This window comes from Mesorhizobium sp. P2_C5_2 (assembly GCF_056404535.1).
The window spans coordinates 719,126-735,183 of record NZ_JBFUDV010000001.1; the positions used below are offsets into that span (position 1 = coordinate 719,126).

Here is a 16,058-nt window from a genome sequence, read left to right on the forward strand (position 1 = left end):
CAGCGCTTCCCAAGCATTCGCAATTCTGATCTGGGGAACCCGCGCTGGCACGGCTGGCGCGGGTTTTTCTTATGGTCCGCGACGTAAGTCACTGTTTACTTATCTTTCAATTGGTATCCGCGATGAACATCACATTGAACGACCGCACTATCGACGCTCTCGAAGGAACGTTGATGGCCGATATCGCGGCCTCCGGTGACGAAGCGGCGATCGAAGCCGTTCGCGTAGCCGCGTTGGGCAAAAAGGGTTCCGTCTCTGAATTGTTGAAGTCTCTAGGAGGGATGTCGCAAGAACAGCGCCAAATTTTTGGACCGGAGATCAACGGCCTGAAGAACCGCGTCACTGAGGCGCTGTCACAGCGCAAGGCTGAGTTGAAGGACGTCGCGGTCACAGCGCGCCTCGCCGCCGAGACGGTCGACGTGACGCTGCCGGTGCGGCAGTCGCCAGCCGAGCGCGGCCGCATTCATCCGATCAGCCAGGTCATCGACGAGATCGCGGCGATCTTCGGCGATCTCGGCTTCGCCATCGCCGAAGGGCCCGATGTCGAGAGCGACTATTACAATTTCACCGCGCTGAATTTCCCCGAAGGGCATCCGGCGCGGGAGATGCATGACACCTTCTTCTTCCAGCCGGACGAGAAGGGCGAGCGCAAGCTGTTGCGCACGCACACCTCGCCCGTGCAGATCCGCACCATGGAGAAGCAGAAGCCGCCGATCCGCATCGTCATCCCCGGCAAGACATACCGGCAGGATTCGGACGCCACCCACTCGCCGATGTTCCATCAGGTCGAGGGGCTGGTGATCGACAAGACCGCCAATGTCGCCAACATGAAGTGGGTGCTGGAGGAGTTCTGCAAGGCCTTCTTCGAGGTGCCACAGGTGAAGATGCGCTTCCGGCCGTCCTTCTTCCCGTTCACCGAGCCGAGCCTCGAGGTCGACATCCAGTGCGACCGCTCGCGGCCGGGCGAAGTGCGCTTCGGCGAAGGCTCCGACTGGATGGAGATCCTCGGCTGCGGCATGGTGCATCCCAATGTGCTGCGCGCCGGCGGGCTCGATCCCGATGAATATCAGGGCTTTGCCTGGGGCATGGGCATCGACCGCATCGCCATGCTGAAATACGGCATGCCGGATTTGCGCGCCTTCTTCGACGCCGATGTGCGCTGGCTGTCGCATTACGGCTTCCGGCCGCTCGACATGCCGACACTGTTCGGAGGTCTCTCCGCATGACGGCGCCGCATGCTGGCGGCTGCCGCTGCGGCGCGGTGCGGTTCGAGGCTTCGGCCGAACCGCACCATGTCAGCTATTGCCATTGCAGCGATTGCCGGCGGGCCAGCGGCGCGCCGGTGTCGGCCTTTGTCGGCTTCCTGACCGAGCAGGTGGCTTTCACCGGCAAGGCGCTGAAAATGTACGAGAACGGGCCGGTGACGCGCTCGTTCTGCGGCATTTGCGGTTCGCCGATCGCCTATGTCGATGAGCGACTGGAAGACCACATCTACTTCATGCTCGGCGCCATGGACATGCCGGCTTATTTTCGGCCGACCCACCACGCCTATGTGCGCGAGCAACTGCCTTTCCTGCATATGCCCGACGACCTGCCGCGCCATTTGAAGACAAGCGCGCCCCGACCGGACGGGCACAGACAAAACGGAACACAGTGATGAAACTCACCCTCTCCTGGCTCAAGGATCATCTGGAGACCGACGCCACGCTCAACGAGATTGTCGAGCGGCTGACCTCGATCGGCCTCGAAGTCGAGCATGTCGACGACAAGGCCAGCCTGAAGCCGTTCGTCATCGCCAAGGTGCTGACGGCCGTGCAGCATCCCGACGCCGACCGGCTGCGGGTGCTGACTGTCGACACCGGCAATGGCGCGGCGCCCATCCAGGTGGTGTGCGGCGCGCCGAATGCACGCGCCGGCCTGATCGGTGCCTTCGCCGCGCCCGGCACCTATGTGCCCGGCATCGATGTGACGTTGACCGTCGGCAAGATCCGCGGCGTCGAAAGCCACGGCATGATGTGCTCCGAGCGCGAGCTGGAGCTGTCGGACGAGCATAGTGGCATCATCGACCTGCCGGCCGACGCGCCGGTCGGCACCAGCTTCGCCGCCTATGCGCATCTCGACGATCCGGTGATCGAGATCAATCTGACGCCGAACCGGCCGGATGCGACAAGTGTGTACGGCATCGCCCGCGATCTCGCGGCAAGCGGGCTTGGCCGCCTTGTCGGCGGCGCGATCATGCCGCATGTCGGCAACGGCTTGTGCCCGGTCAAGGTGAAGATCGAGGCGCCAGAGCTTTGCCCAGGCTTCGCGCTCCGGCTGGTCAAGGGCGTGAAGAACGGCCCGTCGCCGAAATGGCTGCAGCAGCGGCTGATCGCCATTGGGCTGAGGCCGATCAGCGCGCTGGTCGACATCACCAACTACGTCACCTTCGACCGCGGCCGGCCGCTGCATGTGTTCGACGCGACGAAGGTCGCCGGCAATCTCGTCGTGCGCCGCGCGCGCGACGGCGAGAAGGTGATGGCGCTGGATGGCCGCGAATACACGCTGACGCCTGACATGTGCGCCATCGCCGACGACAATGGCGTCGAATCGATCGCCGGCGTCATGGGCGGCGAGCATTCGGGCTGCGACGAGAACACCACCGACGTCCTGATCGAATCGGCACTTTGGGACCCGATTACCACGGCCCGCACCGGCCGCACGCTCGGCATCATCACCGATGCGCGCTACCGCTTCGAGCGCGGCGTCGATCCTGAGTTCATGGTTCCAGGGATCGAACTGGCGACCAAGCTGATGCTCGAATTCTGTGGCGGCGAGCCGACGGAAACCGAGGTGGTCGGCTATGCCGGTCACAAGCCCAAGATCGTCTCCTTCCCGCTGTCGGAAGTGAAGCGGCTGACCGGCATCGAGGTGCCGAAGGCCGAAAGCCTCGACATCCTTTCGCGCCTCGGCTTCGAGTCGCAGGGTTCGGGCGATATTGTCGACGTCAAGGTGCCATCCTGGCGTCCGGATGTCGACGGCAAGGCCGACCTTGTCGAGGAAGTCATGCGTATCCACGGCGTCGACAACATCGCGCCGCAGCCGCTCGGCGCGCATGATGCGGTCAATTCCAAGATCCTGACGACGCTGCAGGTGCGCACGCGCACCGCCAAGCGCTCGCTCGCCGTGCGGGGCATGATGGAGGCCGTCACCTGGTCATTCATCCCGGCCAAACACGCCGAACTGTTCGGCGGCGGCCAGACCGCGCTGAAGCTCGCCAACCCGATCGCCGCGGATATGTCCGACATGCGACCCTCGCTGCTGCCCGGGCTGATCGTCGCCGCGCAGCGCAATGCCGACAAGGGTATTGGCGACGTGGCGCTGTTCGAGGTGTCCGGCACCTATGAAGGCGATGGCCCCGACCAGCAGCGGCGCGTTGCCGCCGGCGTGCGGCGTGGCACCGCCAAGCTCGACGGCTCCGGTCGCAGCTGGGCCGGCAATTCCGGCCCGGTCGGCGTGTTCGACGCCAAGGCCGATGCGATTGCCGCACTCGAAGCCTGCGGCGCGCCGGTCGACCGGCTGCAGATCGAGCCCGGCGGCGCGGCCTGGTATCATCCCGGCCGCTCCGGCACGATCAAGCTCGGGCCGAAGACGGTGCTCGGCACGTTCGGCGAATTCCACCCGAAGACGCTGGAGACGCTCGACGTTTCCGGGCCGATCTGCGGCTTCGAAGTCTATATCGACGCCGTGCCGGAGCCGAAGGCCAAACCGACGAAAACCAAGCCGAAGCTGGAGCTGTCCGCCTTCCAGGCGGTGAAGCGCGATTTTGCCTTCGTCGTCGACAAGACGGTGGAAGCCGGCACGCTGGTGCGCGCGGCACTCGCCGCCGACAAGAAGCTGGTCACCGGCGTCTCGGTGTTCGACGTCTTCGAAGGTGCGTCGCTCGGTGCCGCCAAGAAGTCGATCGCCATCGAAGTCTCCATCCAGCCGGTCGAAAAGACGCTGACCGACGAGGATTTCGAGGCGCTGGCCAAGCGCATCGTCGACAATGTCGGCAAGCAGACGGGCGGCGTGCTGAGGACGTAGAGCGGCTAACGCCGCTTTACGCATTTGCCTTTTGAGGATTGCCGAGCGATGACGAATCGCCCTCCAAAGGACGATGGACCATCTGCGCTATTCCGGGCTCTCGTTCGAAGCACAACGCGATGCGTTCCTCGCCATCGTGTCGGCTGACCCGCTGGTCGGCGACGCGTTGGCGCGGGCTCGCGCGCTCAACCTGCAGGACTGGCTGGTGGTGTCCGGCGCCCTCTACAACAGCGTCTGGAACCATCTGACCGGCAAGCCGTCGGGTTACGGCATCAGGGATGTCGACCTCTTCTACTTCGATGACAGCGACCTGTCCTACGAGGCCGAGGATGCGGTGATCCGCCGGGCGGCGCGGCATTTCGAGGGGCTGGCGCTGCCGGTCGAGGTGCGCAACCAGGCGCGGGTGCATCTGTGGTATCCGAAGAAGTTCGGGCAGCCGTGCCCGCGCTATACGAGTTCCAGCGAACCCATCAGCCATTTTGCCTCGAAGACACATGCGGTCGGGGTTCGGTACGATGCTGATGGGCAGCTGGAGCTGGTGGCGCCGTTCGGGCTGGATGATATGTTTTCATTTCGCATCACGCCGAACCGGGTGACGGATAACCAGCGCACGCATGAGGCGAAGGGGGCGCGGGCGAAGGAGTGCTGGCCGGAGATTACGGTTGTGCCGTGGTGAAGAATGTCGGCGCGAGGCACCCCCTCTGCCCTGCCGGGCATCTCCCCCTCAAGGGGGGAGATTGGCAGTTGGAGCGTCGGCACTCCTCCTTGCAATGTTGGCGATAAGCGAAAGCGCCGATGCCATCTAATCTCCCCCCTTGAGGGGGAGATGTCCGGCAGGACAGAGGGGGGTGCCGCGCGCCGACATGTCAAAACAAAGGGGCGCCGAAGCGCCCCTCTCAGCATGTTGTGGCCTACCCATTCACCAGCGCCAGCAGTTCCTCCGTGTAGCGCTTGCCGACCACCTTGTCGGGCGACAGCGCGTCACCAATCGCCGCCACTTCGGCCGCGCTCAGCTCGATCCCAGCCGCCGCCGTGTTCTGCTCGAGATGGCGGATTTTTCGCGCGCCGGGGATCGGCACGATGAAGTCGCCTTGGTGCAGCACCCAGGCCAGCGCCAGCTGCGCCGAGGTGACGCCTTTTTCCACCGCCAGCTTTTCCAGCGTGGCGATGACCTTGGCATTGGCCGCCATGGCGTCGGCCTGGAAGCGCGGCAAGGTGCGGCGCCAGTCGTCGTCGCCTAGGGCATCCGGCTTGGCGATGGTGCCGGTGAGCAGGCCGCGGCCGAGCGGGCTGTAAGGGACGAAGCCGATGCCGAGTTCGCGGCAGACATCGAACACCTCGTCTTCGGGATCGCGGCTCCACAGCGAATATTCGCTCTGCACGGCAGCGATCGGATGCACGGCGTGCGCGCGGCGGATGGTGGCGGCACTGACCTCCGACAGGCCCAGCGCCCGCACCTTGCCCTCGCGCACCAGTTCGGCCATGGCGCCGACCGTGTCCTCGATCGGCACGTTGGGGTCGACGCGGTGCTGATAGTAGAGGTCGATGACATCGGTATCGAGCCGCTTCAGCGAGGCTTCCGCCACCGCCTTGACGTGCTCAGGGCGGCTGTCGACGCCGACCATGCGCTCGATGCCTGAGCCTTCCTCGGAAATCTTGAAGCCGAATTTTGTGGCGATCGTCACCTTGTCGCGCACCGGCTTCAACGCCTTGCCGAGAAGGATCTCGTTCTCAAAGGGGCCGTAGACTTCGGCCGTGTCGAAAAACGTCACGCCGATCTCGACAGCGCGGCGCAAGGTGGCAATCGCTTCGGCTTCCGGCTGGCCGCCATAGACGAAGCTCATGCCCATGCAGCCGAGGCCGACGGGGAAGACTTCGAGTTCAGTACCAAGTTTGCGGGTTTTCATGGCGCATCTCCTTGTTGCGATGAGGGAGAGATAGCGCCTTGCCTTATTTTCGATAATTGGATGTCATTCGCACGGGCTGTTCTATAAAATAGATCAATGAACCGAGCCCATCTTTCTCAACTGGCCGTACTGGCAACAGTCGCCCAATGCGGCAGTTTTCGCGGCGCGGCGCGGGAACTGGCCATCGCGCCTTCGGCGGTGAGCCACGCGGTGTCCAGCCTGGAGGCGCGGCTTGGCGTGCGGCTCCTGGCGCGCAGCACGCGCAGCGTCGCGCCGACCGAGGCAGGCGCTCAGCTGCTCGAGCGCCTGCGGCCGGCGCTGTCGGAGATCGACCTGGCGCTGGAGACGGCGGTCGAGGCGCGTGATCGGCCGGCCGGGAATCTGCGGCTGACCGTACCGCGCACCGCGGCCCACCTGGCATTGACGCCCAGGCTCGGCGCCTTTGCATCGGCCTATCCCGATATCGTGCTGGAAATCATCATCGAGGATCGCTTCACCGATGTCGTCGAAGGCGGCTTCGATGCCGGCGTGCGGCTCGGTGAGAGCCTGCAGCGCGACATGATCGCGATGCGCATAGGACCAGACCTTCGCGGCGCCGTGGTCGGCGCGCCGTCCTATTTCGCGACCATGCCTAGACCGCAGCATCCGCGCGATCTTGCCGATCACCGCTGCATCCGCTTCCGCTTTTCCAGCGGCATTCTCTACCGCTGGGAATTCGAAAAGGATGGCGAAGAGATCGAATTCGCCGCTCAAGGGCCGCTGATCCTCGACGAGGACCATTTGATCGCCCAGGCAGCGGTCGACGGCGCTGGGCTCGCCTTTGTTTTCGACGATTATGTGCGGGCGCCACTCGCCGACGGCCGGCTGATCCGCGTGCTGGAAGACTGGTGCCCGCCCTTCGACGGCTTCTTCGTCTACTATCCCAGCCGCCGCCAGATGCGCCCGGCGCTGCGGGCGTTTGTGGATTTTTTCAGGGTGGGTGGGTGAGAACGAGCAGGAGCGAAAATGGTCGCTTCGGCTTGAACTCACACAGCCGACGTCAGCGCTGCCCCTCACCTGCCTGCCGGCATCCTCTCCCCGTAAACGGGGCGAGGGACGCTCTCCTCGATGATTTCGCCAATCACCGGCGTTGCAGAAAGAGCGGTGCCGGGGCAGCTCCGCTTCTTTCTCCCCGTTTACGGGGAGAAATGCCCGGCAGGGCAATGAGGGGCAGCGCCAGCATCGGAAATTGTCTCGCCTCATAGGCGGTCGCCGCCTCACACGGAAGAAAGGCCACCTGCCATTCGTTTATTTGCCATGCAGGCATCGATCACAAACAGCTCAACCCGCTACGGCTGGGCGGCCATCATCCTTCACTGGCTGATCGGAATCATCTTCATTGGCCAGTTCGCGCTCGGCTTCGTCATGGTGCGATTGACCAGCCAGCGCACCGCGTTCGAGCTCATCCAGCTGCACAAATCCTTCGGCTTCCTGCTGCTCGGTCTCATCATCCTGCGCATTGCCTGGCGGCTCGGCAATGCGGCGCCGGCACTGCCGGCCTCGGTCGGAGGCCTGGAGCGCCGCACCGCGCCGCTGGCGCATCTGGCGCTCTATGCCTTCCAGCTCGCGCTGCCGCTGTCCGGCTGGGCACTGGTTTCGGTGTCGATGCTGGAGATCCCCAGCATGCCGTTCAACCTGTTCGTGATGCCCAATCTGCCGCTCGTCGAATCTGATGCCGCGGAAAGCTTCTGGGCAGCCGCGCACTGGTATCTCGCCTATGCCGGCATTGCGCTGGTCGCGCTGCATGCGCTGGCGGCGCTGCGCCACCATTTCTGGCTGCGCGACAGCGTGCTCACGCGTATGATCACGCCTTCGTCAGATGACGATGTGGAATAGGGCACGCCGCGTATTCGTTCATGGAGGAAAGACGCAGGACTTTGCCTGCCCCAGAAGGACAAAACCCATGTATGCGCGCATCTTCGGATTGGCGGCTGTCGCCGCTTGCCTTGCCATGCCCGTCCTGGCCGCGGTCGACCTTAACGACGCCGCCGGCAGCTACACGGTCAACCCGGCCAGCTCCAGCATCCGCTTTTCCATCGGCAAGGTCGGCGGCGGGGGCCTCGATGGCGCCTTCGGCCGCTTCAAGGGCTCGATCCGCATCGACAACAGCGATGTCGGACGCTCCCAGGTCAATTTCACCATCTATCCCGAAAGCGTCGGCACCGGCCAGGGCCGAATCGATGCCTTCCTGCGCTCGGACGCGGTGTTCGACGCCGCCAACAGTCCGGAAATCCAGTTCCGCTCGACCAGCGTCACCCGCACCAGCGACACCACGGCGCTGGTCAGCGGCCGGCTGACGGCGCGCGGCAAGACGTTTGCCGAAAAGTTTACCGCCGAACTCGGTGGTCTGAAGGGCGGTGTCATAAAATTCCACGTCACCGGCAAGGTGCTGCGCTCTCGCTATGGCATGGATGTCGGCACGCCGATCTATTCGAATATCGTCGACTTCGACATGACGCTGACGGGGAAAAAGGGCTAGCGCGCCTGTCGCTAATTGGCTTTTCCCCCAAATTCGGGCAAACCTCCTCGCCTGTAAATCGATAGGAGAAGCCTGATGTTCCGATGGGGTGTTTTGTCGACGGCCAAGATCGGCCGCGAACAATTGTTGCCGGCAATCGTCGAGGCCGAGAATGGCGTGCTGTCGGCGATCGCCAGCCGCGACCTGTCGAAGGCCAAGGCCTTGGGCGATCGTTTCGGCGCCCGCCACGCCTTCGGCTCCTATGAGGAACTGCTGGCGTCGAAAGACGTCGATGGCGTCTACATCCCGCTGCCGACCTCGCAGCATGTCGAATGGACGGCCAAGGCGATCGAAGCCGGCAAGCATGTGCTGGTGGAAAAGCCGCTGGCGCTCGACGCCAAGGATATCGCGCCGCTGATCAAGCTGCGCGATCAGAAGAAGGTGCTGGTGTGCGAAGCCTTCATGGTCATCTACCACCCGCAATGGATCAAGGTGCGCGACCTCATCGCCGACGGCGCCATCGGCCGGCTGCGCCATGTGCAGGGCGCCTTCTCCTATTACAATGTCGACCCCACCAATATGCGCAACCAACTCGACCTCGGCGGCGGCGCGCTGCCCGATATCGGCGTCTACCCGACGGTGTCGACGCGGTTTTCGACCGGCAAGGAGCCGCTGCGCGTGCAGGCGACGATTGAGCGCGACAAGAAATTCGGCACCGACATCTATTCCTCGATCCGCGCCGATTTCGGCGACTTCGAACTGTCGTTCTACCTGTCGACGCAGATGGCGGCGCGGCAGGTCATGGTGTTCCACGGCGAGAAGGGTTTCATCGAAGTGTTCTCGCCGTTCAATGCAGGGCTTTACGACCATCACCGCATCGAACTGCACAACCAGAACCACACTGAGGCACAGGTGTTCCGCTTTCCCGGCACGCAGCAATACCGGCGCGAAGTCGAGACTTTTGCGAGGGCAGCGGCGGGCGGCAAGGAACGCGTCTTCACGCTGGAGGAGTCCGTGCTCAACCAGAAGGTCATCGACGCCATCTTCCGCGCCGGCGGCAAGGAAGGCTGGGAGGCGGTCTGATCCCGTAGTAATTAGCCGGGTAAGTTAATGGAAGAAGGGCGCCCGCATCAGCATGCGGACGCCCTTTCTACTGAACTGACGATCTCACGCGCCGCTGAGCGCCAGGTGCAAGGTCTCGGCGAAGCGGTCGGGATAGGGGGCAAAACCCATATGGTCGCCGGGAAAGGCGGCGCGCTTGCTGCCGAGCCTGTCGGCCAGCGCCTTGCCCATGCCGTCGATCGGCTGGCCGATGGACTCTTCTCCGATGCCGACGACGACGGGGCGGCCGCGCAGCGCCTCGACATCGGGACGATAGAGCGATAGCGGCATGACGCCATGCGCCAGCCAGTATTCGAAATTACCGCTGACCCTGGCAAAGGTCTCGGCCTCTTCGGGTGACGGTTCGAACGAAGGCGGCCCGTCCTGTGGCTCGTGCGGTCCGGCTTCATCATGGTCCAGTCCTTCCGACAGGCCATTCTCGCTGAAGAACTTCTGCATTGCCGCCTCGACGCCGTGGCTGCGATAGGTGTCGTGCAGGTCGCGCATGCCGGCCAGAGCCGGCGCCGGGTCGTCGAGCAGCATCATGCTGGGCGGTTCGTGCGCCACCAGCGTACGCACCCGGCCGGGATGACGGGCGGCGAGGTTGAGCCCGATCTGGGCGCCGCCACTGGTGCCGAACACATAGGCCGGCCCGGCGCCCAGCGCCTCGATCAGCCGCGCGGCATCGTCGCCATGGACATCGAGGTCCTGCTCCTCAGGCGGCCCGTCAAAGATGCTGCGCGAATTGCCGCGCGGATCATAGGCGACGACCGTATAGCGGTCGGCGAGGTGGTGCGCGACATCGGCGAAGACGCCGGCGTCCTGCGGTCCGCCGGGGATGATCAGCAGCACGGGGCCGGAACCGCGCATCATAGAGGCTGGCGCCCGGTACTTTCAGCGTCGACGATTGAGGGGTCATGTCCATCTCTCCTGTTGCTGTCATGTCAAAGTTCAGCTTTGCGTCGGTCCCGCTCATTTGCTGGCGACAACCATGCGGTTGCCCTCGCTGTCGCGGAACTCGGCGATAATTCGGCCCGGCTGCCAGGGCGCTTCCTGCGGCTCGGTGATGATTTCGACGCCGCGCGCCTTCAGCGCGGCGACCATCGCCTCAACATTGTCGTCGACCAGAACCATCACGGGTTCGGCGCTCGGCGCTTCATCGGTCCGCCTGATGAAATGCAAATTGGTGACGGCGAAGGGGAACGCCAGTTCGACCCAGCGCCAGCCGCTGTTGCCCATCGGCTGATCGGCTATCACCTGGCAGGCAAGGTGATCGGTGTAGAAAGCCTTGGCGCGATCCTGGTCGATGACAGGCAATTCGGCAAACTGGATATGCATGATGGGTCTCTCCCTGCTTCTCGATTGGCTGCCGCGCAGCCGTCCACGGGGAAAGACGATCCGGACGATCAAAAAGATTCGGCCGGGGCGGAGAATCTTTTCGAGGCCGCGAAACGTCTTCTCCGTGCAGACTGGAAAAACAGGAGACGACAATGGGCTACAATCTCATCCGCTACGGCGTGAAGGATGAAAGCATCGCGCAGAACCGTATGCTGGTGGCAAAGGTGTTCGAGGCGCTCGACGAAACCAAGCCGCAATCCGTGCGCTACCTCGTCTTGGAACTGGAGAATGGCGAATTCGTCCATCTTGTCAGCCAGGACGGCGACGGCCTGACCGGGCTCGCCGCCTTCAAGGCCTTCAGCGCCGATCATGCCGGGCGACGCTCGACGCCGCTCGCCAGATCGCCGGCAAAGATCGTCGGCAATTATCGTATGCTGGCAGGTGCCGATGCGGCCGTGCCAGCCTGATTGCAACGACTGGCACGGCGTTGGCGCCGTGCCAGAGCGCCATACTGGGAACGGACAGGATGAACACAGCAAAACTCGACCGCGTGGCCCTGGAGGCGATGCTTGGCTCCTTGCGGCCGAAGCTGCACCGCTACTGCGCCCGCATGGCCGGCTCGGTGATCGATGGCGAGGACATCGTCCAGGAGACCCTGATCAAGGCGCTCCAGGCCATTGACGGCGACGCCTCTGTCGAGCGGCCCGAGCAATGGCTGTTCCGCATCGCCCACAATGCCGCGCAGGATCATCTGCGCCGGCGCCAGCGGGAGCAGGCGCGCATGAGCGAGACCGACATGACGACGATCGAAGACCCCTCCGCAAATGCCGATGCCAGGCTCGCCACCGCCGCCAGCCTGCGCAGCTTCATGCAGCTGGCGACGGCGCAGCGCAGCGCCGTGATCCTGGTCGACGTGCTTGGCCTCAGCCTGCACGAAACCTGCGAAGTGTCAGGCGCGACGCTGGCCGCAACGAAGGCGGCGCTGCATCGCGGGCGGGCGCAGCTGCGGCTGCTGGCCCTGCAGGATGAACAGGCGCCCGTCCCAAAGCTCGATGCCGACGATGAGCGGCGCCTGCGCCGCTATGTCGACCTGTTCAACGCGCGCGACTTCGACGCCGTGCGCGCGCTGATCGCCGAGGACATCCAGCTTGAAGTCGTCAACCGCACCCGCATGCGCGGCAAGGCGCAGGTTTCCAACTATTTCGGCAATTACGACCGCGTCAGCGACTGGGCGCTGTCGCTCGGCCTTGTTGATGGCAGACCGGCGATCCTGATCCGCAATCCGCAGGCTGAGGACGACGCCGTGCGCGGCTTCATGCTGGTCGACTGGCAGGACGGAAAGGTCAGCCACATCAGAGATTTCCGCTATGCACCCTATTGCCTCGCCGACGCGGAGATCCGCTTCATCGAAGAATGAGTGCAGACGGCCTTCGCCGCCTCAGGCGAAGCTTTGCAAATTGGCGTCCTGCAGTTTGGAGCCGGCGAGCAGGGCCTCGAGCACCTGCTTCTTGAGCGACAGGCATTGCGAACGGGCAAGCTTTGCCATGGCGGAGACCTCGGCCACCTCGCAGGCAAGCACCAGCTCCTTCTGCTGGCCGATGATCGTTTGCGTGAAGTCGCGCGATTTGAAGCCGAGATGGAGAACGCGCTCCGACTGGTCGAGGATCTGGTCGAGCAGCCGCGCCAGCCGCAGATTTCCCGAAAGCTCGGCCAACGCCAGGCGAAAGGCGCGATCGGCGGCGAGGAAGGCGACATGGCTGCGCAACGTCTCCGGCTTCAGCACCTTTTGTGCTGCCAGCCTGATGTCGTCGAGCCCGCGTTCCGTGAGGTTTGCCGCGGCCACCCGGAACACTTCCGGCTCGATCAGGCTGCGGACATCGAAAATCTCGTTGACGTCGCGCAGGCTGAGCGGTGCGATGACATAGCCGCGGCGCGGCTCGCTCTTGATCAGCCCTTCCTGCGTCAGCCGGGCAAGTGCCGAGCGGATCGTCGCCTTCCTGATCTGGTAGCGGTCGCCGATCTGCTTTTCGGTCAGGTTTTCGCCGGGGCGCAGCACGCAGGCGACGATGTCACTCTTCAGCTGCTCATAGGCTTCCTCGCTGCGCAATATGTCGGCGGTCGACGGGGACGCGGCTGCGGATTTCGGGGCGATCATGTCAGCTCTTCCGTTCGGGCGATCCAGTTGACGCTGGTTCCGGCATTCGCTAGCCTGAGCATCTCAGTTATAAGTATTAAGCTTCTTAAGAGGGATAACTGACAATGTCTTTGGCCGCCGACTCGCCTCTCTACGCCGTAACCGCCGATATCGTCAACGCAGCTAAAGGTCCTGATGCCTTCGATCGGGTGAAGGCAGTGTTGCGCGAGCACACTGATCGCTTCCACGCATCGGGCGTGCTCGCCCATGAAGAAGAAGACGATGAAGTGCTTCTGCATGCGAGCCCCGACTTGACGATCTATCACATCACGCTGTCGCCCGGCCTGCAGTATCCGGCGCACAATCATCTGATGGATGCGCTGATCGGCATCTACAAGGGCAGCGAGACCAACTTCATCTATCCCGTCGACGGCAGCGAGATCGATACACCGGAACGCCAGGACATCGCAGCGCCCGCCGTGGTGCACATGACGCCGGATACGGTGCATGCGGTCGCCAACACCGGCAGCGCACGCTCCGGCGCACTGCATGTCTATCTCGGCAATCTGACGGAGATCGACCGCCACATGTGGAGCCCGGACAGCACCCAGGCGGAGCCCTTCGACAATGAGCGGTATCTGGCTGGGGCAAGGCCAATTGGGCGATCCGGTTCCTAGTGCGGGAAGGGGCGACGAGGGCGCGGCGGCCTTGATGAACTACGCGGCACTACGCTCTTCGGTTGGAAACGGAATCTCGGCGTTCAGGAAACGCGTCACGTCGGCGACAAACAACGCCGGATATTGGAACAGAGAGCCGTGTGCGGAATCGGGATAGATGATCAGCTGGGCATTGGGCAGGTTCTGCTGCAGGATGTAGGAGTTGATCGTATAGATGATGACGTCGTTGCTGCCGTTGATGACCAGGGCAGGCTGTTTGATGTCCTTCAAGTAATCCCAGGCGTTTTTGCGTTTGGCGCCCCATTTGCCGATAGCGGCGCGCTGCGCCAGCACAGCCATGTCGGTTACCGGAGGATCGCGATCTTCGGTGCGAAGCTGGGAGCGCTTGAGAAGCCGGCGCCCGGCAGCCTGGCTCGCTTGCGAAGGCGTAAAGTGAACACGAAGCCAAAGGTCGTCAGGATTCTCATAGGTCGCACCGAAGATCTGGGCGCCTTCGGGCGTACCGGTATCCATGCTTTCGCCGCTTCGTGGTCCAGTGCCGACCAGCACCAGTCGGCGAACGATATCCAGGGCCGACCCTGAAGCTATTCCTGTCAAGAGTGGACGATCTGATCGCCCACGGTCGAAGAAGCTAGGTGACATCTGTCGGATCGCGCGCATCGCGCCGGTGCTGGGTTCGCTATGGACGCTGGACGCACTGGCCACCTAGCGGCTGGAGCTGACCGGGCGTCGAGCTGATCCGCACTGTTCAGGCGGGTGGCCGTTGTTGGCTATTCCTTGTCAACACGCTGCAGGATCGCGCGGTAGCGGCTGCACACGGCGGGGCCGCCCCGGACAGGTAGAATAAGCTGCAACCCCAGTATGGCTTTCAAGAAAGCTGGACGATTCCCTCGAGCGCCGCCCAGCCCGAGGTTCGCAGCCAACGGTCTATGCTGCGGGCAAGGCCGGGGTCACCGCTCAGGAAAAGGCCGCCCCTTTCTTTCTCGCGCTCAATGCTAGAGCGTCCCTCGATGATGGCCCCTAGCGAAACAACGCCGGTCTCGACGTAAAGGTCGACGTCCCGGCCTGGGTCGAGCGAGCATAGCTCCGGCAAGTCTGCGCCTGGCTCGACCACAAACCAGTAATGGGGGTACTTCGGTGGGGGATCGTCGCGGAAATGGAAGCGGATGACGGCGCGCCGCCGCGGCAGTGCAGCGAGGTCGATCTTTCGCCGCACGGCCCACATGATGGTCGAAGCATCCGCACCGCTGAGCGCGATCTCCGCCTCGATGTTGCATTGCGCCCATTCAGCCAGCGCGTTCATCGCCGGTTCGAGCTTGATCGACTTCTCGGTGCGGAAATAGTCGACGGTGCCCGCCGCCTTGTCCTCGATGCGCTCGACGAGGCCCAACGCTTTCATCTCCTTGAGCCGCCTCGACAGGATGGCGGACGAGATGTTGCCCACCCCCTTGCGAATGTCGTTGAAGCGGGTCGAGCCGTTCCAGAGCTCGGTCAGGATTTGGATCGTCCAGCGCGGTTCCAATATCTCGCAGGCGAGCGAGATCGGGCAGACCAGTCCGTAAGGCCGTCGCGTCATGGCCGACCACTCCTGCACCGCAAGTTAGCCCGCGCGGAGGTCCAAGGCCAGTTCACAATCTGAAGCGGAACACTTCCGAAGCTGCCCTAGCGCCGGCCCGCCTTCTGCCGTCATGGTGATCGTCATTCGAGCGACCCCAACCATCGGGGGTTATCATGACCATGCATACAACCAGGCCGGACCGCACTGCGCGTGTTGGGCACCTTTCTTGATCGTCCGCTCAAACGTAACAGCGGACGCATGGAGGGTCGCTTGTGGCCGTGCAAAGTTTACTACAGAGAATGAGGGACGAAAGACATGTCGGCCAAAATCCTGCAAATCAACTACAAGCTCGACGGGCCGAGGGCCGAGTACGAGAGAGAAAACCTGCCCTATGCTCAACCAATCGCGGAGATACCTGGCCTGCGCTGGAAGGTCTGGATCATAAACGAGGCCCAAAGCGAAGCTGGCGGGATCTACCTATTCGACGATGACGCCGCAGTGCAAGCCTTCTTGGACGGGCCAATTGTTGCGGAGATGAAAGGTGACCCGACGTTGACCATCAAGGCGTTTGACGTGATCGAAGAACTCACGACCATCACACGTGGCCCGGTGAAGTAGTATTCTCGGAGGTTCGGAGGCCGCATGTTCAGCCAAAATCCGGGCGGCCCCAGTGTCTAAGCCTTTGTTTCAGAAATATGGCGCGCCCCGAAGAGATTCGAACTCCTGACCCCCAGATTCGTAGTCTGGTGCTCTATGCAGCTGAGCTACTGGCGCGCAACAG

18 protein-coding genes and 1 tRNA gene are annotated in these 16,058 nt (G+C 63.4%); 12 read left to right on the top strand and 7 right to left on the bottom strand.

Going from position 1 to position 16,058, the window contains the following annotated elements; translation table 11 throughout:
* Positions 1-122: 122 nt before the first annotated feature.
* The 4 genes from pheS to AC1D1B_RS03325 all read left to right on the top strand — a co-directional run bounded on the left by pheS (position 123) and on the right by AC1D1B_RS03325 (position 4,741).
* Entirely contained in the window at positions 123-1,226 is a 1,104-nt protein-coding gene (gene pheS / locus AC1D1B_RS03310; RefSeq protein WP_477329320.1) for a phenylalanine--tRNA ligase subunit alpha, read from the top strand.
* The gene (locus AC1D1B_RS03315; protein ID WP_477329322.1) at positions 1,223-1,657 is read left to right on the top strand and encodes a GFA family protein; all 435 of its coding nucleotides are present in this window, start codon (positions 1,223-1,225) and stop codon (positions 1,655-1,657) included. The genes pheS and AC1D1B_RS03315 overlap by 4 nt, the downstream gene beginning before the upstream one ends.
* Entirely contained in the window at positions 1,657-4,065 is a 2,409-nt protein-coding gene (gene pheT, locus AC1D1B_RS03320) for a phenylalanine--tRNA ligase subunit beta (RefSeq protein ID WP_477329324.1), read from the top strand. The genes AC1D1B_RS03315 and pheT overlap by 1 nt, the downstream gene beginning before the upstream one ends.
* Positions 4,066-4,138: 73 nt before the next feature.
* Positions 4,139-4,741: a nucleotidyltransferase family protein gene (locus AC1D1B_RS03325; RefSeq protein WP_477329326.1), complete on the top strand. Its 603-nt coding sequence runs from the start codon at positions 4,139-4,141 to the stop codon at positions 4,739-4,741.
* 235 nt (positions 4,742-4,976) lie between these two features.
* Here the strand turns inward: AC1D1B_RS03325 and AC1D1B_RS03330 are convergent, their stop codons facing one another.
* Complete coding sequence (locus AC1D1B_RS03330) at positions 4,977-5,972, bottom strand: aldo/keto reductase (protein ID WP_477329328.1); 996 nt, start codon at positions 5,970-5,972, stop codon at positions 4,977-4,979.
* 96 nt (positions 5,973-6,068) lie between these two features.
* Here AC1D1B_RS03330 and AC1D1B_RS03335 point away from each other — a divergent pair, with 96 nt between their 5' ends.
* The 4 genes from AC1D1B_RS03335 (at position 6,069) to AC1D1B_RS03350 (ending at position 9,552) form a co-directional block, all read left to right on the top strand.
* Positions 6,069-6,959, top strand: a complete 891-nt coding sequence (locus AC1D1B_RS03335; protein ID WP_477329330.1) for a LysR family transcriptional regulator — start codon at positions 6,069-6,071, stop codon at positions 6,957-6,959.
* A gap of 309 nt (positions 6,960-7,268) precedes the next feature.
* Complete coding sequence (locus tag AC1D1B_RS03340) at positions 7,269-7,847, top strand: cytochrome b (protein ID WP_477329332.1); 579 nt, start codon at positions 7,269-7,271, stop codon at positions 7,845-7,847.
* Between the two features lie 67 nt (positions 7,848-7,914).
* Positions 7,915-8,490, top strand: a complete 576-nt coding sequence (locus AC1D1B_RS03345; RefSeq protein WP_477329334.1) for a YceI family protein — start codon at positions 7,915-7,917, stop codon at positions 8,488-8,490.
* 75 nt (positions 8,491-8,565) lie between these two features.
* On the top strand, positions 8,566-9,552 hold the full coding sequence (locus AC1D1B_RS03350) for a Gfo/Idh/MocA family protein (protein ID WP_477329336.1): 987 nt from the start codon (positions 8,566-8,568) through the stop codon (positions 9,550-9,552).
* An 84-nt stretch (positions 9,553-9,636) separates the two neighbouring features.
* On the opposite strand, the gene AC1D1B_RS03355 is transcribed toward AC1D1B_RS03350, so the two are convergent.
* Positions 9,637-10,443, bottom strand: a complete 807-nt coding sequence (locus tag AC1D1B_RS03355) for an alpha/beta fold hydrolase (RefSeq protein ID WP_477329338.1) — start codon at positions 10,441-10,443, stop codon at positions 9,637-9,639.
* Positions 10,444-10,542: 99 nt separating this feature from the next.
* Positions 10,543-10,908, bottom strand: a complete 366-nt coding sequence (locus AC1D1B_RS03360) for a VOC family protein (protein WP_477329340.1) — start codon at positions 10,906-10,908, stop codon at positions 10,543-10,545.
* A gap of 152 nt (positions 10,909-11,060) precedes the next feature.
* On the opposite strand from AC1D1B_RS03360, the gene AC1D1B_RS03365 reads away from it, so the two are divergent.
* Both AC1D1B_RS03365 and AC1D1B_RS03370 read left to right on the top strand, forming a co-directional pair.
* Positions 11,061-11,375, top strand: coding sequence for a hypothetical protein (locus tag AC1D1B_RS03365; RefSeq protein WP_477329342.1), 315 nt, complete (start codon positions 11,061-11,063; stop codon positions 11,373-11,375).
* 59 nt (positions 11,376-11,434) lie between these two features.
* Positions 11,435-12,325: a sigma-70 family RNA polymerase sigma factor gene (locus tag AC1D1B_RS03370; RefSeq protein WP_477329344.1), complete on the top strand. Its 891-nt coding sequence runs from the start codon at positions 11,435-11,437 to the stop codon at positions 12,323-12,325.
* Between the two features lie 21 nt (positions 12,326-12,346).
* Here AC1D1B_RS03370 and AC1D1B_RS03375 read toward each other — a convergent pair whose 3' ends face one another.
* Entirely contained in the window at positions 12,347-13,063 is a 717-nt protein-coding gene (locus tag AC1D1B_RS03375; protein WP_477329346.1) for a GntR family transcriptional regulator, read from the bottom strand.
* A 104-nt stretch (positions 13,064-13,167) separates the two neighbouring features.
* Here AC1D1B_RS03375 and AC1D1B_RS03380 point away from each other — a divergent pair, with 104 nt between their 5' ends.
* On the top strand, positions 13,168-13,719 hold the full coding sequence (locus AC1D1B_RS03380; RefSeq protein ID WP_477329348.1) for an autotransporter: 552 nt from the start codon (positions 13,168-13,170) through the stop codon (positions 13,717-13,719).
* Positions 13,720-13,758: 39 nt separating this feature from the next.
* Here the strand turns inward: AC1D1B_RS03380 and AC1D1B_RS03385 are convergent, their stop codons facing one another.
* Together AC1D1B_RS03385 and AC1D1B_RS03390 are read right to left on the bottom strand one after the other, a co-directional pair.
* Positions 13,759-14,268, bottom strand: coding sequence for an alpha/beta fold hydrolase (locus AC1D1B_RS03385; protein WP_477329350.1), 510 nt, complete (start codon positions 14,266-14,268; stop codon positions 13,759-13,761).
* Positions 14,269-14,587: 319 nt separating this feature from the next.
* Positions 14,588-15,295, bottom strand: coding sequence for a winged helix-turn-helix transcriptional regulator (locus AC1D1B_RS03390; RefSeq protein WP_477329352.1), 708 nt, complete (start codon positions 15,293-15,295; stop codon positions 14,588-14,590).
* A gap of 297 nt (positions 15,296-15,592) precedes the next feature.
* On the opposite strand from AC1D1B_RS03390, the gene AC1D1B_RS03395 reads away from it, so the two are divergent.
* Entirely contained in the window at positions 15,593-15,895 is a 303-nt protein-coding gene (locus tag AC1D1B_RS03395) for a YdhR family protein (RefSeq protein WP_477329354.1), read from the top strand.
* Between the two features lie 78 nt (positions 15,896-15,973).
* On the opposite strand, the gene AC1D1B_RS03400 is transcribed toward AC1D1B_RS03395, so the two are convergent.
* A tRNA-Arg gene (locus AC1D1B_RS03400) sits at positions 15,974-16,051 on the bottom strand.
* Between the last annotated feature and the right edge of the window lie 7 nt (positions 16,052-16,058).